General features: G+C 48.6%; 23 protein-coding genes and 2 pseudogenes. 11 read left to right on the top strand and 14 right to left on the bottom strand.

Annotation, left to right across the window (positions count from 1 at the left end; genetic code table 11):
- Positions 1-37: 37 nt before the first annotated feature.
- From EL645_RS33180 to EL645_RS33205, 6 genes are all read left to right on the top strand, one after another.
- Positions 38-1,255, top strand: coding sequence for a tyrosine-type recombinase/integrase (locus tag EL645_RS33180; RefSeq protein WP_126556744.1), 1,218 nt, complete (start codon positions 38-40; stop codon positions 1,253-1,255).
- A gap of 439 nt (positions 1,256-1,694) precedes the next feature.
- Positions 1,695-2,408 carry a sigma-70 family RNA polymerase sigma factor gene (locus tag EL645_RS33185; protein WP_126556745.1) on the top strand — a complete coding sequence of 238 codons (714 nt, stop codon included), beginning with the start codon at positions 1,695-1,697 and terminating at the stop codon, positions 2,406-2,408.
- A complete protein-coding gene (locus tag EL645_RS33190; protein WP_161977900.1) occupies positions 2,405-2,689 on the top strand; it encodes a sigma-70 family RNA polymerase sigma factor in 285 nt (94 codons plus the stop codon). Before EL645_RS33185 ends, EL645_RS33190 begins: the two co-directional genes overlap by 4 nt.
- A 512-nt stretch (positions 2,690-3,201) precedes the next feature.
- Entirely contained in the window at positions 3,202-3,840 is a 639-nt protein-coding gene (locus EL645_RS33195) for a TetR/AcrR family transcriptional regulator (protein WP_126556747.1), read from the top strand.
- Positions 3,841-3,867: 27 nt separating this feature from the next.
- Positions 3,868-5,610, top strand: a complete 1,743-nt coding sequence (locus EL645_RS33200) for an MDR family MFS transporter (RefSeq protein WP_126556748.1) — start codon at positions 3,868-3,870, stop codon at positions 5,608-5,610.
- Between the two features lie 524 nt (positions 5,611-6,134).
- The gene (locus EL645_RS33205) at positions 6,135-7,022 is read left to right on the top strand and encodes a polysaccharide deacetylase family protein (protein WP_126556749.1); all 888 of its coding nucleotides are present in this window, start codon (positions 6,135-6,137) and stop codon (positions 7,020-7,022) included.
- Between the two features lie 101 nt (positions 7,023-7,123).
- On the opposite strand, the gene EL645_RS33210 is transcribed toward EL645_RS33205, so the two are convergent.
- Together EL645_RS33210 and EL645_RS43370 are read right to left on the bottom strand one after the other, a co-directional pair.
- Positions 7,124-8,488 (bottom strand): glycoside hydrolase family 15 protein, encoded by a 1,365-nt coding sequence (locus EL645_RS33210; RefSeq protein ID WP_246035657.1) that lies wholly within the window; start codon positions 8,486-8,488, stop codon positions 7,124-7,126.
- Positions 8,458-8,967, bottom strand: coding sequence for a trehalase-like domain-containing protein (locus tag EL645_RS43370; protein ID WP_246035658.1), 510 nt, complete (start codon positions 8,965-8,967; stop codon positions 8,458-8,460). The genes EL645_RS33210 and EL645_RS43370 overlap by 31 nt, the downstream gene beginning before the upstream one ends.
- A gap of 349 nt (positions 8,968-9,316) precedes the next feature.
- On the opposite strand from EL645_RS43370, the gene EL645_RS33215 reads away from it, so the two are divergent.
- Entirely contained in the window at positions 9,317-10,024 is a 708-nt protein-coding gene (locus tag EL645_RS33215; protein WP_126556750.1) for a dienelactone hydrolase family protein, read from the top strand.
- A gap of 72 nt (positions 10,025-10,096) precedes the next feature.
- Here the strand turns inward: EL645_RS33215 and EL645_RS33220 are convergent, their stop codons facing one another.
- The 3 genes from EL645_RS33220 to EL645_RS33230 form a co-directional block, all read right to left on the bottom strand.
- The gene (locus tag EL645_RS33220; RefSeq protein ID WP_126556751.1) at positions 10,097-10,573 is read right to left on the bottom strand and encodes a PP2C family protein-serine/threonine phosphatase; all 477 of its coding nucleotides are present in this window, start codon (positions 10,571-10,573) and stop codon (positions 10,097-10,099) included.
- Complete coding sequence (locus EL645_RS33225; RefSeq protein WP_126556752.1) at positions 10,519-11,430, bottom strand: hypothetical protein; 912 nt, start codon at positions 11,428-11,430, stop codon at positions 10,519-10,521. Before EL645_RS33225 ends, EL645_RS33220 begins: the two co-directional genes overlap by 55 nt.
- Before the next feature lie 102 nt (positions 11,431-11,532).
- A complete protein-coding gene (locus EL645_RS33230) occupies positions 11,533-11,775 on the bottom strand; it encodes a hypothetical protein (protein WP_126556753.1) in 243 nt (80 codons plus the stop codon).
- Positions 11,776-12,740: 965 nt separating this feature from the next.
- Here EL645_RS33230 and EL645_RS33235 point away from each other — a divergent pair.
- Positions 12,741-14,051, top strand: a complete 1,311-nt coding sequence (locus EL645_RS33235; protein WP_126556754.1) for a serine hydrolase domain-containing protein — start codon at positions 12,741-12,743, stop codon at positions 14,049-14,051.
- Positions 14,052-14,172: 121 nt separating this feature from the next.
- Here EL645_RS33235 and EL645_RS33240 read toward each other — a convergent pair whose 3' ends face one another.
- Together EL645_RS33240 and EL645_RS33245 are read right to left on the bottom strand one after the other, a co-directional pair.
- The gene (locus EL645_RS33240) at positions 14,173-15,891 is read right to left on the bottom strand and encodes a pentapeptide repeat-containing protein (RefSeq protein WP_126556755.1); all 1,719 of its coding nucleotides are present in this window, start codon (positions 15,889-15,891) and stop codon (positions 14,173-14,175) included.
- Between the two features lie 158 nt (positions 15,892-16,049).
- Positions 16,050-19,145 (bottom strand): FtsX-like permease family protein, encoded by a 3,096-nt coding sequence (locus EL645_RS33245; protein WP_126556756.1) that lies wholly within the window; start codon positions 19,143-19,145, stop codon positions 16,050-16,052.
- 376 nt (positions 19,146-19,521) lie between these two features.
- Here EL645_RS33245 and EL645_RS43375 point away from each other — a divergent pair, with 376 nt between their 5' ends.
- The 3 genes from EL645_RS43375 to EL645_RS33260 all read left to right on the top strand — a co-directional run bounded on the left by EL645_RS43375 (position 19,522) and on the right by EL645_RS33260 (position 21,159).
- On the top strand, positions 19,522-19,680 hold the full coding sequence (locus tag EL645_RS43375) for a helix-turn-helix domain-containing protein (protein ID WP_246035742.1): 159 nt from the start codon (positions 19,522-19,524) through the stop codon (positions 19,678-19,680).
- Between the two features lie 35 nt (positions 19,681-19,715).
- Positions 19,716-20,549, top strand: a complete 834-nt coding sequence (locus EL645_RS33255) for a 5'-3' exonuclease (RefSeq protein WP_126556757.1) — start codon at positions 19,716-19,718, stop codon at positions 20,547-20,549.
- A gap of 160 nt (positions 20,550-20,709) precedes the next feature.
- Positions 20,710-21,159 carry a hypothetical protein gene (locus EL645_RS33260; protein WP_126556758.1) on the top strand — a complete coding sequence of 150 codons (450 nt, stop codon included), beginning with the start codon at positions 20,710-20,712 and terminating at the stop codon, positions 21,157-21,159.
- A gap of 74 nt (positions 21,160-21,233) precedes the next feature.
- On the opposite strand, the gene EL645_RS33265 is transcribed toward EL645_RS33260, so the two are convergent.
- The 7 genes and pseudogenes from EL645_RS33265 to EL645_RS33290 all read right to left on the bottom strand — a co-directional run bounded on the left by EL645_RS33265 (position 21,234) and on the right by EL645_RS33290 (position 25,930).
- The gene (locus tag EL645_RS33265; protein WP_126556759.1) at positions 21,234-22,370 is read right to left on the bottom strand and encodes a tetratricopeptide repeat protein; all 1,137 of its coding nucleotides are present in this window, start codon (positions 22,368-22,370) and stop codon (positions 21,234-21,236) included.
- A gap of 120 nt (positions 22,371-22,490) precedes the next feature.
- The gene (locus EL645_RS33270) at positions 22,491-23,036 is read right to left on the bottom strand and encodes a PadR family transcriptional regulator (protein WP_126556760.1); all 546 of its coding nucleotides are present in this window, start codon (positions 23,034-23,036) and stop codon (positions 22,491-22,493) included.
- A gap of 207 nt (positions 23,037-23,243) precedes the next feature.
- Positions 23,244-23,606: pseudogene (locus EL645_RS33275) on the bottom strand (RNA-guided endonuclease InsQ/TnpB family protein); the annotation flags it as partial.
- 2 nt (positions 23,607-23,608) lie between these two features.
- Positions 23,609-23,700 (bottom strand): annotated as a pseudogene (locus tag EL645_RS46280) (IS607 family transposase); the annotation flags it as partial.
- Positions 23,701-23,753: 53 nt separating this feature from the next.
- Positions 23,754-23,864: a MerR family DNA-binding transcriptional regulator gene (locus tag EL645_RS33280; protein ID WP_218032311.1), complete on the bottom strand. Its 111-nt coding sequence runs from the start codon at positions 23,862-23,864 to the stop codon at positions 23,754-23,756.
- A gap of 31 nt (positions 23,865-23,895) precedes the next feature.
- Entirely contained in the window at positions 23,896-24,597 is a 702-nt protein-coding gene (locus tag EL645_RS33285) for a VC0807 family protein (protein ID WP_126556761.1), read from the bottom strand.
- Positions 24,598-24,793: 196 nt separating this feature from the next.
- Positions 24,794-25,930 (bottom strand): right-handed parallel beta-helix repeat-containing protein, encoded by a 1,137-nt coding sequence (locus tag EL645_RS33290; protein ID WP_161977901.1) that lies wholly within the window; start codon positions 25,928-25,930, stop codon positions 24,794-24,796.
- Positions 25,931-26,274: the final 344 nt, after the last annotated feature.

The following is a 26,274-nucleotide window of genomic DNA, read 5'->3' on the forward strand; positions in this document are numbered from 1 at the left end:
CCAGTCTTGCCCATAATAAGAAAGAAAAGTGCATTCAATGGTCAAAATGGCATCCAATTCTAGCGCACCAGTACGAAATTCAAAACGGAAAAATGATTATGGGGATGGCACCATCTATGAACGTCAAGACGGACGCTTCGTCGCAAGTCTGAGATTAGTTACTGGCAAACGTATCGAGCGTTACGCCAAAACGAGAAAAGATGCAAAGGAGAAACTAAAGCAGCTTATTCGCGAAAATGAGCAGGGTTCGCTGGTCACGGAGCGCAATCAGAAGGTAGGCGAGTATCTCAACGACTGGCTGAAGATGCGCCGCGACTCCCTGGCGATCAAAACAACGACCTATGTTTCGTACAGCAGTTACATGCATCGCAATGTCATTCCGGTGCTTGGGAACATTCCATTGCAGCAATTGACTGGTACGCAGATCCAAAGGCTCTACACGGCGCTGCGCAATGATGGCATTTCGCCAAATACTATTCATCTCATTCATACCATTTTAAGCGCCGCCCTCAATGATGCCGTAAGGTGGCACCGAATAGCTCTGAATCCTTGTAAGCATCTGACGGCACCTCGGGCACAACGAACGGAGATGAAGTACCTGACGCATGAGCAGGCGATACAGTTGGTAGAAGCAGCGAAGGGATATCGCATTGAACAGATCATCCTGCTGGCCGTCTCCCTTGGGCTGCGCAAAGGAGAGATCCTCGGTTTGCGTTGGGACGACATTGATTTTAATCAGGGAATCCTGACCGTCAGAAGAACCGTTTCCTACATTCCACCGCACGATGGAGCACTGCACATGTACCTGGAAACGGATCCCAAGACGGCGACAAGTAAGCGCACCATTATACTGCCGACCTTTATTCAGGAAGCGTTGAAAGCGCATCGCGCCCAACAACTCCAGGAGCGATTGAAGGCGGGAAAGGGATGGGAACAACATAACCTGGTTTTCTGTAGTACGCTGGGAAAACACGTCAAACCATCGTCCTTGCGGGCACAATTTAAGGAGGCCTTGCAGAAGGCGAACCTGCCAGATATCCGCTTCCACGATCTGCGCCACTCAGCGGCCACCATCCTGTTGTCCATGGGCGTCAACGTCAAGGTGATCCAGGAACTGCTGGTCCATGCCAATGTCAGCATTACGCTCAACATTTACTCGCATGTCACTCCTGCCATGCAGCGGGATGCCATGAGAGCACTCGATCACCACTATCAAATTGCAAAAAAAGGAGAGATTATGGCTGGATCGGTTTAGCCATAAGGGCAGGTAGAAACAGGGTTTGTTCAATGCGGCTGGACACCAAATTTTGACAGCCAATTTGACAGCCAATTTACAAAAACGAGGCGGTTTACGCCGGTTGATAACGGTTCGGTACGAATGCACTTTTGAGCTCAAATCTTCAGAAAAGACATCCTCTGCGCTCCTCACGATAAAGCGGAATTGGTAAGACTGGTATAAGACAGGTACATATTTTTTAATTTCCAGGCAAAAAAGAGTGTGACAACCTCATTCTGTGCTGCTAAAAAATGATCACATCTTTATGTTGGTTGGATAGGCGATTCTAGCGCCATTAAAAAAGCGGAAAAATGGGCACGACATTCTGGAAGTTATCTAGGAGATAGTAGAAAGCTCCTCCACGTATACTCAATTTCATCAGAGGCCAGTACACCCAAATACAGTGGAGGATGTCCAGATGAAAAACACGATGGTAACCGACGCAGCACAGACAACAACGACAGAAACAATTCGCATTGAGGCAGATCCGGAAGCACTTAGCCTGAATGATTCGTCACGTTTCTATCGCTATGAGATTGGCCAGGTCGATCTACTTTCTTCGGATGAAGTGAAAAATCTGGCCCAGCGCATCGAAAAAGCTCGCGCGCTAACAAGTAAGCGGCAGCGCGGTCTACAGCGTATCCCAAAGGAGCCAAAGGAGGTCGAGGCAGCTCGTGAAGCATCTGATGCTAAGCGGCAGTTGATCGAGGCGAACCTACGCCTGGTCATGCATATCGCCCGCAAATATAAGGGCTTCGGTGTTGACCTGATGGACCTCGTCCAGGAGGGCAATATTGGACTGATGCATGCCGTGGAGAAGTTTGATTATAGGAAAGGCTATCGTTTCAGTACTTATGCAACCTGGTGGATTCGCCAGTATATTACGCGTGCTCTGGTTGAGCAGGCCCATATGATTCGTGTCCCTCTCTATAAAGTAGAGGAGATTAAGCGCCTGGGCCGTATACGCCGCCGTATTCAGCAGGAACATGGGTTAGAGGGTGAGCCGACACTGGAACAACTGGCACACCAGATGGAGGTCAGTGTCCAACAGGTTATTTCACTGCTCTCGACCAATCAGGAGACGATCAGCCTGGATATGCCTCGCAAGGGGGCGACGACGAGATTTCCTTGAGCGATATTCTGGAAGATGATCCTATTTATTCGCCTGAGCGTATCGTTATCACTGAAACATTAAGAGAACACATCCACGATCTGCTTGATGCGTTATCACAGCGCGAAAGGAGAGTATTACAGCTCAGATACGGCCTGGATGGCCAGGGTGAACATAGTTTATCGGAAACGGGAAAAAAGTTAGGCCTGAGCCACGAGGCGGTGAGACAGGTGGAGTTTCGCGCGTTACGTAAGTTAGATCCACCCAGCCGCAGCAGGATGCTTCAGGACTTTTTGGGGTGAAACGATTGAGTCATTTCGATGATGAGGAACAGGAACGAGATTAAGTTTCCTGGATGAGACAAGGTTGAGCCGCTTCTGCGCCCGCCAAGCGCACCAGGCTTAACCTTTTTTTATTGTGGCCAGCTACAATGCTAGCGATAAGATGCCTGGTCAGAGCTTCCACCTTGCTAACCACCACCCATATTCCTTGCCAGGGAATACCTACTCTCTCACCAAGCATCACTCGATGATGAGTGATTCTAGTCTACCATAGCTTCCCTATCCAGGTGAATGAAAAAAGTATTAATATTGGCTGCCTGCAGTTAGCTGGTATTTAAGATGAGAAAAGCGAGGAAGGAGCCCTTGCCGAATATGGTTAGACGGTATTGACATTTTGTGACCAGTGAGATAAAATAATGACTGCAAAGTCAAAATAAAGACAATCATCCAAATATAGGCATGTTGGTCAAAAAAGAGACAAGGAAGTCATGAAAGCAACATGCAGTCAGGCAGTAAAGGAAACCATTAATTAAATGCCATCGGTTCATATACATACTTCACTCAAAGAACGGCAGCGTGAGCAGCGTGAACAGCTTATTCTGCAGGTAGCGGAGGAGGTCCTGCTTGAGAAAGGGTATTATGAAACTTCGATGGAGGAGATTGCCGTTCGTGTCGGTATCAGCAAAGGCACAATCTATCTACACTTTCGAGGAAAAGACGAATTAATTGCCGCTATCCTGCAACGTGATTTGCGGCTCATCCTCGATAATCTAGATACAGTCATTGCTCAATATACAACTGCAAGAACTAAATTCGAAGCATTACTTACATTTCTCAATAATGGTCTTCTCTGCAAAAATTCACAATTATTATCTTCAATCTACAATGGTGTGGATATTCAACGTAAGTTAAAAGAGCAGTCGAGCTTCGTCAGGGAAGTGATTGAATTTCTTTTTGTACATATCACCAGGATTGTAGAAGAGGGCAAAAAAGCGGGAGAGATTACGACCACGATCGCGACGCCGGTCATAGCGCGCACGTTTTTGGCGTTGATCACTCCCAGAAGTTACGATGCACTGCTGCAACAAAAATACCATACATCAATGAATTCTGATGAAACAATCCAACAAATAGGAAAAATTTTCTTCGAAGGTATTACAAATAAAAAATAAGTATTAAGAGGATCGGAAATACTGTTTATGAAGAGTTTGACACAAGAAGAGACCATGGATGGGATAATCATCGAGCGAGATGCGACGCCTCCATTGGCAGATGTAATACAACACAATGATGAGCAGCCACGCTACACCAAAAAAGAGACACTCTTAACAATGCTCGGTGTTCTGCTGGTCATGCTCCTGGCATCGCTGGACCAGACCATCGTGTCGACGGCCATGCCCCATATCATTTCTGATCTCCAGGGTTTTGACCGCTATACCTGGGTCACAACGGCTTATATGCTCACTTCAACCGTGATGGTACCAATTTATGGAAAACTTTCCGACCTCTACGGACGAAAGTCGATCTTCTTAATTGGTGTCAGCATTTTCTTGTTTGGCTCAGCCCTCTCAGGTGCTGCGCAATCCATGAACCAGTTGATCGCCTTTCGCGCCCTTCAGGGTCTTGGTGCGGCGGCACTACTACCCATTGCCATCGCGGTGGTCGGAGATCTCTTCACCCCTCGCGAACGCGGCAAGTGGCAGGGGGTCACCACCGCCATCTTCGGCCTCTCATCGATTTTAGGGCCGGCGGTCGGCGGTTGGATTACAGAGAACACAACATGGCGCTGGGTCTTCTACGTCAATCTACCGATAGGCATGGTAGCACTGTTTGTGCTCATCTTCCTGATGCCAACGCTACATCAAAAAGTCCAGCAAGCGAAGATCGACTATATTGGCGCCTTCCTGCTCGTACTGGGAACGGTACCTCTATTGCTCGGCTTCACATGGGCAGGAGGAGACCTGGCCTGGACATCAGCACCCATCATCGGGCTTTTTACGCTATCAATCGTGGCCTTCATCGCTTTCTTTGGCTATGAAATCAGGCTGGCCCATCGCGGGGAGCAACCGATCATCGATCCACGGCTCTTCAAAAACAGCATTTTCAGCATCTCCATCCTGGTAACCATGATCATTAACATGGGTATGTTCGGCAGCATCTTCTTCCTGCCCCTCTTCGCCCAGGGTGTGCTCGGAGTATCGGCCACCAATAGTGGACTGCTCCTCTCACCGATGATGATCGCCTTGATGATCAGCAGCATCATCTCAGGTCAACTGATCTCCCGCTTCGGCAAATACAAATGGGTCGCAATAGTGGGCCTGCTCATCACCATCGTCGGCATGTACTTCTTGTATCGCTTAAACGTCAACTCGGCCAATATTGACCTCTCGATTGCCATGGTCATCGTCGGACTCGGACTCGGCTTTGGGATGTCTACCTATACAATCGCAGTACAAAATGCCTTGCCAGACAAGATTGGTGAAGCGACCTCGGCTCTAACCTTCTTCCGCTCAATCGGCGGCACAGTCGCACTGGCGGCAATGGGTTCACTGATGTCATCGGCCTATGTACCAGGCTTCCATAGCGCGCTCCCAGCCAGCCTGAAACAAGTGTTACCAGCGAAATTGCTCAATGTCTTTGACAACCCAAACATTCTGCTTTCAGCTGATATGCAGAAACAGATTCAGCAGCAGTTCAGGCACTTTGGGCCTCAGGGCGCGAGCATCTACAACCAACTGATTGAGGCAGTAAAAATTGGCTTGACGCAGGGCATTCACAACGTCTTTATCCTCAGCCTCGTACTGATGGTAGTTGCCCTGGTAGCCGCCTTCTTCTTGAAAGAGCTCCCGTTGCGCGGTAGCGTCGCCGTTAAGGATAAAGCGCAGAATCTCGAAGGGATCTCGCACGAAGTTGAAAGTGTTAGTCCAGTCATGCTGCACTAATCGCTTTTACAAGCCAGGACTTTTTACTGTTCCTCTTTGGCGCCAGCGGCGCCAGTTTGCGAGTGTGTGTGGTGAGTGGCTGCGGCCGCTCACCACACACACTTCATACCTGAAATAATGTACCCTGAGATCTCTGGGCGAACTTCAAAAAAGCTTGCTTTTTCGGCATAAATCAGGTATCCTTAGAAGGTAAGTTTGAAGGGGCCACAAAAGTGGCTCCTTTTTTTGTACATCTGCCATGTTTTCTTTCCAGCCAGCAATGCTAGCAACTCGTAGTACCATTCTTTTCATCCCCTTGCCACATCATTCAATCATTTACAAACAGCACAATGCGCATATTATAAATGCTGCTAGAGCGGTAATTTATACACATCAGTACTAGTAAAGAATTGAATCGCAATATTCGGATGTATTGTTGCGTTTATTCATACAGAAAGATCTATTTCAGATCGACTACCAGCCCTGGCTAAACATATTTTGAGTCTGTCTGTACTCTTTACTTTTTCTCGAAAGAGGGAAAACACATGCGACATCAGTTTTCACTGATGCTTATGCTCGTCGGGTTACTGTTGATCACGGTAGCATGCGCAGACATCCCTTCGGCGCACCTACTGGCAAGCCAGCCCATGTCCTTTGCCCCCGACGCACTTAAAGCGACACCAACAGCGTTGCCGCCACCAAAAACGCAGGCAACGCCAGCCCCCAGCACCCGGGTACCAGCTGGACTGATAGACGCGCTCTTTTATCATGGCTCCGAGAGCCACAAAGAGGTTGCACTGACCTTTGATGATGGACCAGACATTACCTACACACCAGAGATTCTAGCTATCCTGAGTCAATACAATCTGCGCGCCACTTTTTTCAATATCGGCCAACACGTCCTGGCCTATCCCCAAATTACGAAAGCGGTATACGCAGCCGGCCACACGATTGGCAACCATAGCTGGAACCATCCCCAGCTAACAGCCCTCGGACCAGCGCAAGTATTGTGGCAGATGGAATATACCAACCAGATTATCCAGCAAACCATTGGTATTAGACCAACGCTGATGAGACCTCCATATGGCGCCATCAATCACATGGCGCATATACAGATTGAAAACGCCGGCCTCCTACCAATCATGTGGAATGTCGATAGCGAAGATTGGAAACTCCAGGGTGTTAGTAGCATCGTCCAGACAACCTTGAGGGAAACCAGAAATGGCTCCATTATTTTGATGCACGATGGTGGAGGCAATCGCACCCAGACAGTAGCAGCTCTACCCTTGATTATTCAAGCACTAGAACAGCGCGGCTATACGATTGTCCCCATGCAGCAATTGCTGGACCACTACAACGACGGAGCGAACAACACAGCAACACCAACGGTAACGCCAACCGTCATGCCAGATGTCAAAGCAGTTGGTGATTGATCGAGATCGAGTAACGCCAAAAGAACTGACAGCAAGAGGCCTTCCCACTGCAAAGGTTTTTGAGTGGGAAGGCCTCTTATATAATAGTTATCCTATAATAGTTATCCGAGCAACTTACCATTGAGTGCACGATCAAGATTGTAGCAAGAACTGATCAAGGCCAGGTGGGTAAAAGCCTGAGGAAAATTGCCCAGAGCCTCGCCCGTCGGGCTAACCTCTTCAGCATAGAGGCCAACATGATTGGCATAGCTTAACATCTTCTCCAGTACCATGCGCGCCTCAAGCAGGCGACCAGCACGAGCCAGTGTCTCGACCAGCCAGAAACTACAAGGGCTAAAAGTACCCTCTGTCCCCTTCAACCCATCACTGGCGGCCCGTGATGGAACGTAGCGATAGACATGGGAATCAGTCGTCAATTCACGCTGGATACGGCTAAGGGTACTGAGCATCTGCGGATCGGTTGGTCCACAAAACTTGGTCAAAACCATCAGTAGCGCACTTGCATCGACCTCGTCACTACCATAATACTGCACAAAGCTCTTCTTCTGCTCATGCCACCCATTTTCCATGATATCATCATAAATTTCAGCGCTCACAGCAGTCCAATCAGAGATAGGCGCGGGCAGGCCCCGATGGCGAGCAATACGCAGGGCACGATCAAAAGCAACCCAACTCATAACGCGCGAATGTAGAAACGGTTTTTGGCCTCCACGCACCTCCCAGATACCTTCATCTGGCTCACGCCAATGATCCTCCAACCACACCAACAAATGGCGCAAATGCTTCCACAAATCATACGAGATATCTTGATGGCGATTAAAGATATAAATGGAATCGATCAATTCACCATAGATATCCAACTGCTTCTGTTTATAGGCACCATTGCCAATACGCACCGGACGACTCTTGCGATAGCCCTCCAGATGATCCAGGGTAAATTCTTCCAGATCGCGACGTCCATCGATCCCATACATGGGCTGTAACGAGCCATTCGGTTCCAGTTCATGACAACGATCATCCAGCCAACCCATAAAAGATTCAGCCTCATCATAGAAGCCCAGGGTCAACAAGCCATAGAGAGTAAAAGCCGCATCCCGCAGCCACGTAAAACGATAATCCCAGTTACGCGGCCCTCCAATACTCTCAGGCAAACTGGTAGTAGGGGCCGCCACAATCGCGCCCGTTGGAGCATACGTCAACAGTTTAAGCACCAGCGCCGAACGCTGCACCATCTCACGCCAGCGCCCCTGGTAGGTACACCTGGACATCCACCCCTGCCAGAAATCCATCGTCTCTTCAAAATCCTTTTGATAATGGCGCTCCGTCATCGGACGAATACCCGCATCGCCATCACACGTACACTCTAACAAAAAGTAGAGCTTGTGACGGGCATGCAGAGTAAAATGGGCACTCACGCCCCCCAGACCATCTTCTTTCAAGGGACAGTAGTAGCCAGGCCAAGGCACAAATCCTTAGTATAAAAAGTGGCTCCATGCTCAGAGAGATGCACGGTATGCTCATCCCTGGCATAATTAAAACCAGGACGACACACCATTTCAAAAGGCAGCGATCCTTTCACCACGGACACAGAGCGAATAATATGGTGAGAATGACCGACATCCCATGACTGTCGAATAGGCATAAAATCGGTGATCTCACCAATACCATCATTGGTCAAAAAGCGTGTCACCAGAATATTGGTCTCTGGAAAGTATAGTTGTCGTGAGCGAATATCACTATTTGCAGACAAATCGGGAGAGATGCGAAAAAAGCCCCCTTTTTGCGCATCCAGGAGAGCTCCAAACACACTGGGAGAATCAAAACGAGGAATGCAGCACCAATCGATAGAGCCATTTTTACCGACAAGCGCCACCGTATGTAGATCACCAATGATCGCATAATCCTCGATAGGCTGATAATCAGCAGAGCGTACTTGTTCCATCATTCTTCCTTTACACAAATAAGGCAGGATCGACATCCCTAACAGCCGGATAGAAAACTGATGAATAAACAGGACACGCTAAAGGGCACTTATATTAACAGTTGTAAGATGTTGTACAACAAAAGAGTGCCTGATTCCAAATAACCCCAACCCACCATGACTGGCAAAAGGAGCCCATTCACCTCAGATAGAGAGAAGGAATAGCCCATTTGGAGATAAATAGATTCTTCAAGCAAACGAGACAGTACAATTGTTCGTATAAGAGAATAAGGTGTACAACGCAAAGGTCAGCTATGTATGCCCTATGGTGCAGACAATACAATCAAAAAAAATGAAGATAAAGGTATAGCAAATGCTTATTCATTCACAGATTGTTGAATTCAAAGCGGAGGAAGCGTCAACATTTGGTTACCTGGCTCATCCTAAAGGCGAAGGAACCTTCCCAGGTGTTGTCGTACTGCAAGAGTGGTGGGGAATTGACACACATATTCAACAGGTGACAGAACGCCTGGCCCAGGAAGGCTTCGCCGCCCTGGCTCCTGATCTCTATCGTGGTCAGGTTGCCACAACAGTGGAAGAGGCCCAACGGCTTGCCCAACAGCTTGACCGCCAGAGCGCGCTGCAAGAAATACAGCAAGCCATAGCTTATTTAGAGAACTCCACCCTCGTCACACCCAACAAAGTGGGACTACTCGGCTTCGGCATGGGAGGAAGCCTGGCAGCCATGCTCGCCTCAACCGGGCACCAACCAGGAGCCCTGGTGATCTTTTATGGTGGCAGCGGGGATCCTAATAATCCCAGCCACCAGGAGGCCATTCAAACAACCAATGCCCCATTACTGGGTATTTACGGAGGAGAAGACGAAACGATCTCCCCAGAGTACATTCGCTGGCTCGAAGACAAGCTCACCGCATATGGAAAAGAGCACCAGATCATCGTTTATCCCCAGGCCACGCGCTCTTTTTTCAACACAACCCAGGACAGCTATCGGGCCGAGGATGCAGATGACGCCTGGCAACACACACTGGCCTGGCTCAGAAAATACCTGGTCAAAGGCTAATATCATAAAAAATGGACGTGCCGAGCAGATTTACTACTCAGCACGTCCTCTCGATTCCACTCACAATGTAGCTCAAACCTCAGCGACCACCACACTAATATTATCGCAACCGCCGCCACGCAAAGCCATTTGAACGAGACGATCGCACAGCACAGATGGATTATCATTAGCCCGCACCACACGCTCAATAGCCGGATCACGGACCATCTCCCACAGACCATCCGAGCACAGCAACAAACGATCATGAGGCTGAAGATCAATCGCAAATGAATCCACATGCAACTCATCTCCCTGCCCAAGGCTACGATAAATCTTACTACGATCAGGATGGGTATAAATCTCATCGGGCGTAATCTGCCCAAAAGCCACCAGAGAAGCCACCAGAGAATGATCACGCGTAATCTGAATCAAACCAGCGCTATCGCGGAACAGATAGGTCCGGCTATCTCCCACATTCACAATATAGGCCCGCATATTAATCACCAAAGCAGCCGTCAGCGTTGTCCCCATCTCAGTACCATCGGCCTGCGCGCGCTGATAAATCGCCATATTGGCCCATTCAGCGCCCCCACCAGCATATCGGTGAAAAACTCATCGCTCAACTCGCGGCCCATAATAATATTCTGCAAAACAGTATGCGACATACTCTGCATAGCAATCTGACTGGCCACCAGACCATCCTCATGGCCACCCATCCCATCGGCGATCACAAACAGGCTAAAAGGCAACAGACGCCCCTGATACGTATAAGATCCTTGAAACGTCACCACACTATCCTCATTAGGAGCATGGCGGCGCGCCAGCCCCGTATGCCAGCCAACCCCAATCCGAAAAGGCAACCCCCCAGGATGCTCGGCAGACAACGAATCCAGAGGAACAGTGGGGCGAGCAGGCTCAGCCGGCCGAGTCGGCACATCCGCCACATCCTCATGTCGTTGAGGTAACACCAGAGATCCTGATTGGCCGGAGAGAGGTGCACGTTGAGGAAGGCGCAAACGCGGCACCATCACACTCAGAGTATCCACACCACGCACTGGAGAAGAAGAGACAGCCAATGAGAGCTGCTGAGATGGCAACCAGGACCTACCCAGCGACTGAGTCATGCACAGCGCCAGCTGCTTATGATGCTGATAAAGCGTCATACATATCCGTAGCAGCACATACCACAGGCAGCCCCAGATTACCGACCAGACAAGTGGACTCAAGATATGCACAAAGGCCGAAAAGCCATGAAAGCGCCAGAGAACGGGCAAAGCCAGCAAGCTCTGGATCAAAAATAACCAGGACTGTGGAGGCAGGCCGCCTTCAGCAACCAGAAAAAATCCGACCAGACAAGCAAGTCCAAACCATGTCACATAACGCAACCAACGATGGATATCATACATTGTTAAAAACTCTGCAAACATGCCTCATTCCTCTGGTATGCTCAAAACGTCAAAATCCACAGACACTTCAAAGAGACGTAAAAACAGCAGCATACAAGTAAGCACTACAGAGTAACATTTCCACTAGATAGCCCCGACCAGACAATCACGCTCTTCCATCGCCTGGATATACAACTCACACACCACCATCGTCGCATCATTCTCACCCAGATGATGGGCCAGGCTATCCTGCCACTCCCCAATGCGATCCATGCGTGCATGGATAAAAGCATGACGGGCAGACCCACAGGACAACCCGGACAGACCACGGCGCATCGCAACCAGCTCTAACTCAATTTGCTGACGAAGTTGAGCAATCTCACTCATCGCAAAGACATCCTCTCACAAACTGTTTCAACACAAAGTACAGGCAAACAAAACAAACAATGAACATTTACAGATAAATAAATCACATACTACAGCAAAATTTAGCTAACAATGCAATGCACATGTTCAGAGTATAAGTGGCGCGCATTTCCAACATCTCCTAGACCACTTCTCAAGTAGAAAACCACGCAACGAGGAAAAAAAACAGCAAAGGGTTACGCCATACCAGGGCGTCCAAAAGATATTGGTACTATAGCCATTGACAGCAAATAGTACATTAATCAATAATAAAAACGTAGTTAGTAAGAAAATATGACAAAGATAAAAAAGACTGTAAAGAGATTTGTTAAGGTACAAATACTTTTAGAGTAGGCCCGGATTTACACAGTTTCTAAGGGCTAAGGAAAACACAAAGAGACATAGATCAGTACAAACCTGTAACATGTATGGAATAAGAGCAACAACATCTTTTCACAAAAAACATCTCATGTCTTATACGTCTTATACCACCTGTCTTATAATTGGCTTAAAGCAACCTGCAACCCCGGTATAACCCCTCTGAATAAGAACCCAAGTAATTTTGCCTGCCATTTTGGGGGGATGGCCTACGCAAACTATTCGCATAGGAAAAGATAGCCGAAAAGGGGGATAGAATCGTAGGGCAAAAAGCAATTATGAGCACGAACGATTGTTTTTCAGCCAGGAATTCTGTATGCTTATACCATAGGATATAGATCAGTGTCCGAAAAAAGTCAGACGCGCAGTTGCGTACTTTCCCCCTTTGATTTTCCCATGCTCCACCATGGCGGTGTTGATGAACGAGCATAGATATCGAAGCGCCCATGTTTCGTCCAGTTCGTTCACGGCCATACCATGTCGCCATCTAACAGAACAACTCACACGACGAAACGAACCCAAGGACACATATAGCCTGCCTTTATTCTCTTTCTTATAAGGGGTAACCGATGAGACAGACTATCGACTCTTTAGTACAGGCACGTTTGGCAAGCAACGGTCCTGGAGCAGCAATTGGAATTTTGCAGGCGGGGAACCTGCTCCATTGCCAGGGCTACGGGCTCGCTTCGCTCGAATGGAACACCCCCGTTCGACCAGATACCGTCTTCCGCATTGCCTCATTGACCAAACAATTCACAGCAATGGCGATCCTGATACTACAAACACAGGGCAAGCTTCACATTGAAGACCGCTTGTCCGATCATTTGCCTGACTGCCCTCAGGCCTGGCACAATATTACCTTAAAACACTTACTGAACCATACCTCAGGACTGGTCAATGTCGCCGAGCTGCCCACCTTCCAGGAGCAGGCGGCCAGGCATCTCAGCATTGAAGAAGTGATCGCCATGTTCCGCTCACATCCACTACTATTTGAGCCTGGCACCAACTTCTACTATGGCAACTCAAGCTACCACCTGCTAGGACTGATCATAGAACGCATTACCAAGACCGACTATGAAAAGTTCATCCAGCAAGCCATCTTTGAGCCACTGGGTATGAAACATTCTTACTTCCAATGCACCACACCGATCATCCCTAATCGCGCCAGTGGCTATATTACGCAAGGAGAAAGCATTATCCCGGCCCCGCTCACCAGCAGCATCAGCACCCATTCATCGGGCGCCATGGAATCCACGCTGGAAGACCTGTTAATCTGGGAGCAGGCCCTGCACAAGCACATCCTGGTAGACGCTACCACACAACAACTGATGTTCACACCAGTGCGCCTGGCTGATGGACGCTGTGTAGAATACGGCTTCGGTTGGTCCTTCTCAAAATACCGGGGCAAAACGCTAGCCTGCCATGGCGGCTGGGCCAACGGCTTCCGCTCCCTCATAGCCAGATTCATTGAGGACAACCTGACCATCCTGATCCTAACCAATCACAGAGAATTTTCCACAGAACGTGTCGCATTGGAGATCGCCGCTCAATATATCGACTTCCCACGCACGACCCACCAGACCCTCTCGCAAGAGCTGGTCGCCTTAAAAAAAGTCGTCGGCCACTACGACATGCCAGGATCACGCATAGAAGTCATCGAACACGAACAACGCATCCTATTACGCAAAGGCACCAAGGAGGTACCGCTCTTCCCGGTCAGTGAAAATATCTTCATCGCCGAGACCGATCACGATGTCGCCTATCACTTCACAGAAGAACGCGATGGCGCCTTTCACTCCCTGGTCATCAATTATCCACTCCACTTCGCCATCGCCACGCGCAAATTACCTATGTACATACCCATGTTCCACGGAGAATAAGTCAAAGCAAAACAGGCAACCCCTGACAGGGCGGAAACGGCAACAGCAACCAGCAGCCTTTCCGCTCTATCGCGGCCATAAGAATCACACCAAACAAAGCTCAATGAGTGCAATGTAATGGCTAACGATGCAGCAAGCGGCGCGTGAGGAGAGCAACCAGGATAATGGTGTAAAAGAAACCGAGGATGGTTTCGAGGGCGCTGATAAAGGCAAAGAGATGGCCCGCTGGCAGATGGACGCTAAAGAGCGTACGACCATGGAATGAACTGAGGCTAGTAAGCAGGGCATCCAACCAGGTGGCAGGATGGATGGCAGCTAGCGGCAAAGCAGGAAGAAGATAGAGCAAAGCAAAAAAGATGATACAAACAAGATAGAAAAGAATACTTCGACCGAGGCGATAACCATAACCAGCCAGTAGATCGAGGAACCAGGAACCGAACCACGCTCCCCAGCATTGCAGCCGCACATCAAAACGGACCTGACGCTGGCGCGCCTGCAGACGAAAAACCACACGCTGCAAAACCAAAGCACGATAACTAAAACGTCCCGCTTCTTCATAAAGTCCCTGGGAGCGCAGAACAGCTGCCAGCTGACGATACGTACGAACCGCCTTACGCACCCGCGACTGGCCAGGACGAGACAGAGATTTAGCGGCACGCCGAGAAGAGATCACCTCACCGCCATGGCGCTCCTCACCAATCCGGCTAATCGCATCCCAATGAATGCCAGCCAGATTGACATAGTCCCAATGAATATCAGCCAGCGAAGCACAACCAATCTGTGCACTACCCAACTGAACATCATCCAGGCAGGTAAAACGATCAAAAAAAGCCCCTTGCAAAAACGCGCCTTCCAGATGAGCGCGACTTAAATCAGCTGCTTCCAGGTGAACGCGATAAAGATCAGCCCGCTCTAAATGGGCACCACGAATATAAGCACGTTGCAAGTAGGCCTGACGCAAACTTGATCCGGTAAGAAAGGCAAGGGTCATATCAACATCTTCAAGATGGGTACCGCGCAGATTAGCTTCCTGCAAATGAGCATCGTGCAGATACGCCTGTTCAAGGTGGGCCAGGCTAAAATCAGCCTGCTGAGCCAAAATTTTGCGCAGATTCGCCTGTTGTAAATCAGCCTTACTCAGATCACAGCCCTGCAGAACAGCTTCGCTCAGATCGGCCTGGCGAGCCTGCACCTCACGCAAAACCGCGCCAGTCAAGCGCGCCTTACGCAGATCAGCCCCCTGGAGCTGCGCACGACTAAGCTGAGCATTCTGCAACTGCGCCTCACTCAAATCAGCCTTCACCAGACTAGCATTAGTCAGCCTGGCATGCTGCAACTGTACCCGATTAAGGACCGCACCCTCCAGGTGAGCATGCGAGAGATCACAATACTCCAGATGAGCCTGAGCCTCGATCCGCTGCGCAGTTGTCGCCCCTGTCCATTCATCCCAGGTAAGTGCAGCTCGCAAGCGAGCCAGCGGCAAAGCACGCAGATTCAAGCGGCTCAGATTAACACCCCGCATATCCAATCCTTCGCGTCCACGTTGCTGCTCATCGTCCCAATCGACCGGGCCACGGCCATCCTCATGTCCAGCCAGCAACCACTCAAGGTCAGCCCGACTCAAGGATATCCCCTTAAAAGGATAGATGCCCTGAGCAATATCAGGCACAACAGCCATACACTGAGACAGATAATGCTGACGGCCAGCATCAATTTCAGGTTCGCTACGCCAATGTTGGCCCCGGGCCTTCCAATAAGCTAACCACGCATCGCGATCATGGCCAGCCGGATATAATGGACCCTCCTGCAACGGATGTACAGGCTCAGTAACATCACTCATATCTTTCTTCCACCATAAAAATGCCGGAAAACTCCCGCTTGCCTCCAATAGTCAAAGGAGAAGAAAAGAGGCCCTCCGGCCTCAATTACAAGGGTTACAACCTTGCGCCACCGAGACCCACAGATTGTAACCCTTAATGATGGTTGTAGAGCCGCGAATTAATCTTCATTAAGGCGTAGCGCCTGCCCGAGTGTTGGGCGAGAGACCACGCTTACCATAGTAATCAAAGCAATAGCATAAAGGCCAATGATGGCAATCAAACCCCAGATCAGGGTAGACGGAAAGATCACTCGTGTCGGGAAAGCCGTTTGTAGCGAGTAAAGCTGATCATTATTGGCCAATGTACTATTCAGATCAGTAAAAGAGAGGGCAGGTATCATAGTATTAGCCAGAACAAGGCCAAAACCAATCCCTAATAACAGCCCAATGGTGTAAACGATCGCCTGCTCCCAGGTGAGCATGCTCGCAACCTCGCGCGGAGTCGTACCAATGGCCCGCAAGATAGCAAAGTTCGTCAGGCGCATACGAGCACTCAACCAGGAAGCCAGGAGATCCCCAATCAGGGCCAGCAAGAGAGCAGTAATTGTACCCACAATCATCAGGCCCGAGAGAATCAGGTAAAGTGGATCAGTATTAAGAGAAGCCAGGATCTGCCAGCGATCTTGCAGATTTTGCAGTCCATACTGGGGCTTCTTTAAAGCGGTACGAATACTACTTAAAGAAGCATCATCAGACTTAGTATGCAGCCAGACATGATTGATGGCCGGCACATCAGACACAATGAAGTTTTTCTTCAACTGATTCAACTTGTTGGTATAGACTGTTTCATAGGTTGTATAGTCCATCAACAAACCACCGGGAATAATACTTCCTTTACCGCCCACAGCAATACGATCATTAACGGTCGGAATATGAGGCACAATGCCAATCACCACACACGACATATCAGTGATATTCAAACCACTGATACGCACAGTCAAAGGAGAATTGACATGCAGTAAAAGGCTATTGGCAGTATTAGAATCGATAATGACTGGCAGCACACCCAACTTCACAGCCACCTTGCTTTTAGAAGCCATCTGAGACAAGAGAGCGCTCCCTTTTTGTGACTCCTGCTGAGAAGGCCAGATTACCGCCGAACTAAAGCTTGCAGCATCAACAGCGCGCACCTCAAGGGTAATACCACCACCGCGACCACCAACCGCCTGCGTCTGATAGCCCGCACTGGCCGAGATAACACCAGGAACACCCTTATAAAGGCTAGTCAGTTTCGTCACAGTATGCTGATTAGTCGTGGCATAATTTTCGCCACTCATATCCGCGCCAACCTGATAGATAGAGATATCCTGAATATGTTGCGCCTGGGTCGCAGTATAAACCAGGGTAAAGAGAGCAAAAGCCGTAGCCAATGCCAGCAACAAAGTCATCCTGATCGACTGGCGCGGTGTACGCCCAATCTGCGCCAATGCCAGCATAGAGACAGCCCCTCGACCACGGCTAACCAGCGAAGCCATTAGACGCAGCACCAATGGAAAGATACGCAGAAACAAGAACATCAAACCAATGATCAAAAAGAAAGGAGCAATAATCGACAAAGGTGTAACGATCAAGGTTTTCGCATCACCCTGAATAACATTACTCAGACTGGTCAGATAGTAAGAGACTCCATAGCCAGCCAACGCGATAACGGCCGCGATAATATCCAGATTCAAACGCTGCCAGAGGGGACGCTTATTGCTACGCGCCGACTGCCGACGAATCGCCAGCACATCCGAGCGCGAAGCACCCAGGATAGAAAGGCTCATCGTCAACCAGACTACCAGAATTACAGCCAGACCATACCAGACACCCCGCTCAAGGGCAGCGAGCGGACTATTGGTAATCACATTCAAGGCATCGCGTGAACTCACAGGCAAGATGCGCGCCGCGATAGTAAAAATCAAGTACACAGACAAAGGTAACCCGATCACCAGCGCCACGACCCCCAACCCAATACACTGCGTCATCAAAGCCCAAAAGACCTGGCCACTACTGGCACCGCGCGAGCGTAAAATCGCAATAGCCTCAGACTGGCGATCCACCAGCAGATTCGTCATCAAGCTCACAAAAAAGAGGATAAGCACCATAATCATAATCGTCAGAACAGCCGCCGGAATCTGCGCCACAGAGATACGGCTACGAAAACGCTCAAGATTACTGGGGGTATCCGAATAGCTAAAAAGCGTACTCGACAAATCCAACTTAGACACATAGGGAAAATTATTAGCAGCATCCTGAACAAAGGTACTATCCCCATAATTAGCCTGATATTGATCCTGTAGAGAAGCTAATTGATTAATCAAATTATCCAGATTACCAACCGTGGCCAGGGTAGGATTCAAATGATAGGACCACGAAAAAGTATAAGCGCCAACGGTCGAAAAGATAGCATCAGCCTTATTCTGGGCCCGCAACTGCTCAATCACAGAAACCAGGCGATCCTCTGAAACCATTAAATTATAGGTATAAAGAGAATGACCCTGCACAGAGACACTGGTAGGCTGGAAATTATTGCCATTCCAATACGCGCTATTGGCGGGATCAATATCAAAGAGGGCCGCAACGCGACCAGTCAACAACAACTCCTTCTGAGGAGGTGAAGGAGTACCAGAATAGGGGCCTGGTAGAGGTTTAGCATAGTAATTCAAATAAAGTGGAATCGTCGAACCAATCTTCACACCCAGGCGCTGGGCCGTCAAAGGAGTCATCATCACATCGATGGTATTAGCCTGCGCATTAGTTGTAGCAGCAACTTGCCCTTTTAAATGAGCCAGGTGAGACTGCGCATGAGCCGCATTCACAGCACTCACCACCAGTGAACGATTTTCCTTCGACGGCGCCGCGAACGAAAGATCGCCACTCACAAAAAAGAACTCAGGGGTCTGCACAAACGACCCCAGACTCGGCTTAATCAACGATTCAAACTGATCATGGACCGCTGCAATCGAGCTAGCAGACAGGGCAGCCACATTGGCAGTAGCCGATAAAGTAGAATCATCTGGAGTCGAACGCAACGTATTGCGCAGACCAGCCGTAGACATCACATCAGAAAATAACGGAATTGAACCGGCAATCAATACCGCAGCAATCATACCAAGGGCAATCACGCCCATTAAAAATCCTGTTTGTCTCCAACGCCACAATGCGAGTGTCACTACCGATGAAAAAGGGGAAAGCCTACGATTGCCTCGTTGGGATCGCGTTGATCTTGCCATGAAATCCTCTTCTTAACTCAGGGACAAAATAGATATTAGATCGAAATGTAATTAGATCCATTTTTAAATGCTGATACTTTATAGTATGCATCCTCTTACTTGGATAGGTCAATGCTTGCAGTATAGCGATATACAATGTGTTGATCTTACTTCTTTCTTTCATCGCAATTCTGTTACTCTCTTGCTTACGTGCGCTGACGCGCCCGAATTTGCTTATTGTTTGGTGCAGAATGTGTGCTACGTACACATTCTGCACCAAACAATAAGAACCTAATCCACACCCACAATATCAGCCCAAAAAGAACTCTTTCCCGACCTGACCGAACGCGAACGCGAAATCCTTGAACTGATAGCCCGGGGCAAAAACAACCAGGAGATCGCTAACCAACTCATCCTGGGACACAACATGGTCCGCAACTACGTCTCCAATATCTTCAGCAAGCTCCAGGCTGTCGACCGCGCCCATGAAAGCGGTATGAGGAAGGGGCAACATGGAAGCCAGCAACTTGAGCATGGACAAGATGAGTTACACTAAGAGGAATAAACAAAATTGGGAGGGTAAAGAGCATTATGGTACCACTTGTGGTTGTAGATGGTCATAATTTATTATTTCGGGCCGCCTTCGGCTTTCCAGCCCCGATCAAGAGCCGTTCCGGGGTAGATCGGACGGCCGTCTTTGGCTTTTTCGCGATTGCGCGTAAAGCAGCCTTAGAGATCGGGGATGCCGAATGGGTAGTATTTTTTGACGGCATACAGGGTACCGCCAGTCGCTTAGCAGAAAACGAGCAATATAAAGCCCAGCGCATACTGAAAGATCCAACCATCTTCACAGCGATGCCAGACATCAAAGCAGGCCTGGATGCACTACAGATTCGCTGGCTAGAACTGGAGACATGCGAGGCCGATGACCTGATTTCAACCCTGATAACCCACGAAGCAAAAAATGAGAGAGAGATCTATATCATGTCTACCGATAAAGATTTCTATCAATTGGTCAGCCAGACAACCAGAATTCTCAATACCGCCCGCAAAAGAGAGCAATGGATTGTTCAACACGAAGATATCCTGACCCAATTTGGGGTAGTGCCGGCACAATGGTGTGATTTCAGGGCACTCACAGGAGATGCCTCAGACAACATCGAAGGGATCGCCGGAATCGGACCACGTACAGCGGCTCGTTTATTAGCCAACGGATTACAGTTAGAAGAGTTAGCCGCCAGCGGCAGATTAAGTCAGGCACTAGAAAAAAAAGTGCTGGAGGGCTGGGAAAAAATTCAACTAAATCGACGGCTACTCAAGATGCGCCACATCGCCGACCCCATGTTAAGTACCCTGACCACCGGCACAACCAGCAGCTGGCCACCAGCCAAAGACGTGCTAAGACAGCTTCAATTATGGGATTAACAAAAATAAACCATTTTTATAATCTCTCTTCTCTTACGTTCTATCTGATGAGAAGCACAATAATATAAAACTATACAGTAAAAACCCATAGAAAAATACGGAGTTATATACTATGTTTATAGAGATAGCACGTAGCAATGCACAGAAAAGAGCGAGCTCAATGAAAATCACTGAAGAGACAATCCATAGCTTCCCATTTCAGCCATATCGCAAGAAAGCAAGATTGCATGCCCGGCCTTTAACATACAAAGATTACCAGCAAAAGCAAGGAAAAATCCAAACCCTTGAAGGTATAATGGACTTTGTCATCGGTGACTATCTGGCACGAGGCATACAGAACGAAGAATGGCCAATTTCCCAAAGCTATTTCGAGGCCAATTATACACGCGATGCAGACCAATGTAGCGAAGGCTTTGCCTGGTATAGCCCAAAAAATGTGCGCCATGCCTGTCAGATACACCAGCCTTTCACAGTCGAATTAAAAGACGGAAAGACCTTTATCGGCCAGGCAGGCGACTACCTGATCAACACCGGACGAGCCATCTGGGTCGTCGAAAATGACATCTTCCAACAAAGCTACGAAGCCATACATAACACCGGCACGCTATGAATATACGAAAAACACCAGGCACACCAATCTCGCCAATTGAACAAAGCCAGGGATAGACTTCAATGCAGAAAGATTTAAGCCATATCCCTGGCATTCTCCAGCAGACGGATTACCTCATCCAGGTCTGGCATGGGCTGAGGAGCATCCTTGATAAAAGCAAGATTGTTCAAGACAGCATTGAACTGCACCACTCCAGGTGTCAGCTTGATAGCTTCTTTATAGGATGTGAGAGCACTATTCAATTGACCCAGCGCCAATTGAGCCAGGGCCAGATCATAAAAATCCCAGAATACTTCGGATTGGCCTTTACGAATGCGCCGCAAAGCTGCACGCTCAGTATCCTGAAAGAAAGACTTTGCCTCAGTAACATTGCCCTCATACCAGGCCAGGCTAGCCACATTACCCAACGCATACGACGAATTGGGGTCCAAATCAGCAGCCCTTTTATAGGCATCGATAGCCAGAGTATGCTTCTTCTGACGTCGGTACAAGCCCCCCATAATCCCCAATGTATCAGCATCATTTGGATCCAAAATAAAAGAGCGCTTAAGGTAACTCAAGGCGCGCGTATAATCATCATCTTGCAGCAAGACATCACCACGGCGACGATAGGCCAGACCTAATTCCTTCATCACGCGAGCCCGATTATCTGGTTGAGAAGCAAGAGAAGTCTCAAAGGCCGCGATAGCCATCTCAAATTCTCCCAGCCCACTATAGATGCGACCCAGCACATATTGAATCTGAGCATCATCGGGCATCAAACTACCAGCCTTACGATAATTCTCCAGCGCCTCACGCTTATTCTTCTGATCCATCAAGCGATCGCCCACTCCCATATAGACCAGAGTTTTGCGGGCCCGATCAGCCTCAGCCCGTATCTCACCCACACTCTGCTTGATCTCAGCCGCATGTGAGGCCACCTCACGATAAGAACGAAAACCCAGGAAGGTAAAGATACCAGCCACAATACCCAACACAGTAAAAACCAGACTAAAGACAGTGGACAAAAGATTCAAAGTATTTAACCCATCCTGAGCTCGGTCCAGGGCAGCCTGAGCCTTATCATCCACGGATTGAATAGTTGGAGGTGGAGAAGAAAGGACATGGATATAATGCTGTGAATACGCCAGAGCAGGAATAGAGCGAAGAGCGATACCACCAACACAAAAGAGAAGAGCAATACCGCTAACAATCAGAAGTTTTCTAGGCATAAAAAGCCTCCTGCCAGCATATTACAATATATTCACATAATAAATCAGTTTAGTGAATAGTATATGATGTGCTTCTATCTAAGATAGACGCATCGCAGCAAAAAAATCAAAGAGAGAGAATTAAAGCTTTTCCAATTTAAGCAGGGTCTCCTCACACCAGGAGACAATAGCCTGGGATATATATTTTCCCGCACTCAATGTCATAAGCCAGTAAGGAAGTTGTGGATGTGTAGGCCAGTCGCGCTGCAATTCAAACTCAACCTGTTCATAGTGGTGCAGAGCCTCCAATTGTAATCTACGATGGCGTTCCACATGTTCAACACTAATAGTCGAAGGCACCAGACCACCAAAGAACAGTTTAAGCAACAGTTCATTACGCTCAACCTGATATTCAAAAGGCTCACCCAGCCAGAGCCGCAAAGCCTCCCAGCCCGTATCAGTCAAGGTATACACACGCCGGTCAGGCTTACCCTCCTGCCGCTCCACAATACTGGTAGTCAAGCCCTCGGACTCCAACTGCTTCAGCATTGGATAAATCTGCGGATAACTCTCATTCCAAAAATGGCCGATACTATAAGAAGTCATTTTTTTTAAGTCATAACCAGACATAGGAGCCAGACTTAAAATCCCCAGCAATGCATACCTGCTTTTATTTTCTTTCCCCATAATGATCAACTCTCTACCATAAACCCTACTCTGCTACCTTTCTCATACTCAAACATGTGCAAGACATGTCTGAACGGTCAGTTTTTCCTGCTTCACAGCCAGTTGCCAGAGCACGGGAACCTTTGGATCAGCCCTCCCGTTTCGGTCTCACATTGGCTCCACAGGCATTTTACGTCCGGTCGTAGCCACTGCCCAGGACGGCCAACTTTAGGCAGAAAGTTGGCGAAGCATGTCGGTAGCGAACCACGCAAGATTTAACGCGGCACTCAGATCGCGGTCCAAGACGAGTTTACAAACCAGGCATTGATAGGTACGATGTTTGAGCGGCATACGCTTTTTGACGTGTCCACAACACGAACAGCGTTTGGTGGAAGGAAACCAGCGCGAGGCGATGAAGAGATTTCCACCAGAGGCCGTCACTTTGGTTTTCAAAAACTGCAAGAGTTGTCCCATCGCCGCATCAGCAACGGCACGGGAAAGCTTGCGGTTCGCCATCATCCCCAAGATGTGGAGATCTTCGATGCCAATCCCTCCAGCGGTCCGTGCCAATTCGGTGGTAAACTTGTGCTGTTCGCTTCACAAAACTCGGCCAGTATCCTTCGCTGGTTTTCCAGGTCCGGCTTTTGCGCCACACTGAGACGCGGCAATAGGCAATGATGCGCTGTCTCGCCCCGCTTCCTGGGGGAGGATCAAGAGGAGGTCTTCTTGCGTGTAGTATCACCGGTTCGTCGCGGTGCGGTGGGCTTTGAGCACCCCTTGCCGATCCCATCGTTGCAGCGTCTTCACAGAAACATGAATTCTCTCGCCAAATTCGCTTGGTGTATACAGACACGTATTTTACACACCTTTGCGTACTTTATCAAGAGCTAGTAGTGTCTCCTTCTCCCTGAAGAGCCAGCTCCCTACGTTCCTGCCCCTCACGAGTGGCATAACGAATATAAGCCAGCGTCCAGGCAAAGGTCCCGGCCAGGGTACACGTAAGGATCGTAACACCAATAGCATAAGCTAGCGTCACAGGTAAGGTATAGGCGATAAGCACACGTGAAAGGAACTCACCCACCATCGCCACGCCCCAGACAATCGTAATAATGCGATGAACAGAACGCACATAACGATCCTGCCAGCTAGCATTGAAGCGTTGAATGCGCACAGGATCATTGCCCACCATCATCTGTCGACCGACATAAAACATCAACGGTCGAGGCATCACCAACAGAGAAAGCAAACAAAACAGGCCAAGGGCTCCTGTAAAAAAGGATTCCCGAATTACCAACAGCTGAGGATTACCGCCGAGGAAGATAGCCACAACATTCGTCAGCACCCCTAATAAAAAGAAAACCGCAACCAGGTCCAGGCGACGCTTACGGGCCAGTTCAAGGACACTATGGATAATGGGAACGATCGAACCAACACTCAACGCCACCAGTTCACTAAACCGCAGGTAGGTCGTCATAAGATAGACCAGAAGAAGAGGAACAGCAACATTTATCAACAAACTAATCACCAGATCCCTTAGAGCCTCTTTCCTATTTATCTCTGGTTGATTAAAAGTAGCGGACATCTGAAAATCCCTTTCTGCATCCAGCAAACCTCCTATTCCGCAGGACAGACCTATTCATCAATCCAATATATGACATAGATATCTATGTCATATATATTATAGGAAGCAAAAAAGGAAAATACAAGGGGATAAACACCAGATTAATGTGGAAAAGGAGCAATCAATGCTTAGCGGGGAAATCAAATGGGCCTCCAGTTTACCCACTATTACGTTCTTGATAAACCAGAGAGCCAGGTTCAACCGAGATAGAGCCAAGCACATTCTGACTAAGATCACAATCAGCAACAATGCCTCGGCCACCCTGAAAAACAGCGATGCCCTGATAAGAATGACGATGAATCTGGCAATGGCGAATGATAGGATTACTCTCCCACGCCACCTCAATACCCGCCATCACATTATCAAAGATCTCACAATCCTCGATGATCCCCTGGCTGGCATCGCCCACAAAAATACCGGACCACTTCCCCTTATAAATCTTGCACGAGCGAATGGTAGGAGTACTCTGCTGCTTCACCTCAATAGCGGAACCAATATTCGCATACGCCTCACAATCCTGTACCAAGCCACGAGCCTGCTGACAGAACGTCACCCCGCTCGCCCGCCCATGATGCAACTTACAGGCCAGGAGATCCGCGACACTCTCTTGATATACCGCAACTCCGGGCTGGGCATTATCATAGATATCACAACGCAAGAGCCGCCCCTGGCTACAGCCATCAATCAGAACGCCATAACCCCTACCATGACACAAAGTACAATCCTGCAGTGACAGATCACTATTCTGAAGCGCCGCCACCTCAGCCTGGGCATTTCCCTGAATAGTACACTGCTCAAGCTTACAGCTTCCCACCATGCATACAAGCACCCCATAGCCATCACTATCATGAATATGGCAATGTCGAAGATTGGCAGCCGCAGATGATCCAGAGACAACCAGACAGGCATAAGAAGCTGAAGAGAGATCACAATCCACAATTTCTACCTGTCCAGAAGAGACATCCACAACCCCATATTGATTGGGCTGTACAGCCAGGTGATTACGTAAAGTGAAACCTTCAACACGAATAGCATTTGCCTGGAGAGAAAGACAGGGGAGATCAATACTTTCGATAACGACCTTAGTAGAGCCACCATTACCCACCAGAGATACAGCTTTATCAATAACCAGAGACTCGCGATAGGTACCAGGCTCAACCAGAATGGTATCGCCACTGATAGAAGCCTGTAAGGCTGCAGATATAGAAGGATAAAAAGCAGGATTCTGGGATGATAAAGAAACTATACGTAGAGCGAGAGTATCATCCCTGTTAGATAATGGGTGTGTATACAATGCATATTGCTCCAAAAGACACCTCCAACCCCTCAATCACATAAACCTGGAAATTGCATGTCTTTATATTAATATATATGTTTTATATGAATCAATAATCTTCAAAGTACAACATAAAATTTGTACTCTAAATGATTTATATGGGGTATGATAATTCAAGTTTGATTAATATGTCAAGCGGTTTCTCTGTCTTTTGTTATTCCCCCTGCTTCACAACTGGCTCTACCGCTCTGCCGTCTGCGGTGGCGCTGGGAGTGGGGGCGGTGTTCCACAATTGCAGGGCTTTTTTAGCTTCGTCCAGAGCTCGTAGAGAGATCACGAACAAGCGATACGATGGACCTTCT

The organism is Dictyobacter kobayashii, from assembly GCF_003967555.1.
GTDB classification, from domain to species: Bacteria; Chloroflexota; Ktedonobacteria; order Ktedonobacterales; family Ktedonobacteraceae; genus Dictyobacter; species Dictyobacter kobayashii.

Bases quoted from the DNA above. Each gene is read 5' to 3' on its own strand.
- EL645_RS33180 (WP_126556744.1), top strand. From the start codon at position 38: ATGGTCAAAATGGCATCCAATTCTAGCGCACCAGTACGAAATTCAAAA.
- EL645_RS33185 (WP_126556745.1), top strand. From the start codon at position 1,695: ATGAAAAACACGATGGTAACCGACGCAGCACAGACAACAACGACAGAA.
- EL645_RS33220 (WP_126556751.1), bottom strand. From the start codon at position 10,573: ATGGCGATTTATCAGCGCGCGCAGGCCGATGGTACTGAGATGGGGACA.
- EL645_RS33200 (WP_126556748.1), top strand. From the start codon at position 3,868: ATGAAGAGTTTGACACAAGAAGAGACCATGGATGGGATAATCATCGAG.
- EL645_RS33285 (WP_126556761.1), bottom strand. From the start codon at position 24,597: ATGTCCGCTACTTTTAATCAACCAGAGATAAATAGGAAAGAGGCTCTA.
- EL645_RS33235 (WP_126556754.1), top strand. From the start codon at position 12,741: ATGAGACAGACTATCGACTCTTTAGTACAGGCACGTTTGGCAAGCAAC.
- EL645_RS33255 (WP_126556757.1), top strand. From the start codon at position 19,716: ATGGTACCACTTGTGGTTGTAGATGGTCATAATTTATTATTTCGGGCC.
- EL645_RS33205 (WP_126556749.1), top strand. From the start codon at position 6,135: ATGCGACATCAGTTTTCACTGATGCTTATGCTCGTCGGGTTACTGTTG.
- EL645_RS43370 (WP_246035658.1), bottom strand. From the start codon at position 8,967: ATGATGGAACAAGTACGCTCTGCTGATTATCAGCCTATCGAGGATTAT.
- EL645_RS33240 (WP_126556755.1), bottom strand. From the start codon at position 15,891: ATGAGTGATGTTACTGAGCCTGTACATCCGTTGCAGGAGGGTCCATTA.
- EL645_RS33260 (WP_126556758.1), top strand. From the start codon at position 20,710: ATGAAAATCACTGAAGAGACAATCCATAGCTTCCCATTTCAGCCATAT.
- EL645_RS33215 (WP_126556750.1), top strand. From the start codon at position 9,317: ATGCTTATTCATTCACAGATTGTTGAATTCAAAGCGGAGGAAGCGTCA.
- EL645_RS33225 (WP_126556752.1), bottom strand. From the start codon at position 11,430: ATGTTTGCAGAGTTTTTAACAATGTATGATATCCATCGTTGGTTGCGT.
- EL645_RS33265 (WP_126556759.1), bottom strand. From the start codon at position 22,370: ATGCCTAGAAAACTTCTGATTGTTAGCGGTATTGCTCTTCTCTTTTGT.
- EL645_RS33230 (WP_126556753.1), bottom strand. From the start codon at position 11,775: ATGAGTGAGATTGCTCAACTTCGTCAGCAAATTGAGTTAGAGCTGGTT.
- EL645_RS33195 (WP_126556747.1), top strand. From the start codon at position 3,202: ATGCCATCGGTTCATATACATACTTCACTCAAAGAACGGCAGCGTGAG.
- EL645_RS33270 (WP_126556760.1), bottom strand. From the start codon at position 23,036: ATGGGGAAAGAAAATAAAAGCAGGTATGCATTGCTGGGGATTTTAAGT.
- EL645_RS33245 (WP_126556756.1), bottom strand. From the start codon at position 19,145: ATGGCAAGATCAACGCGATCCCAACGAGGCAATCGTAGGCTTTCCCCT.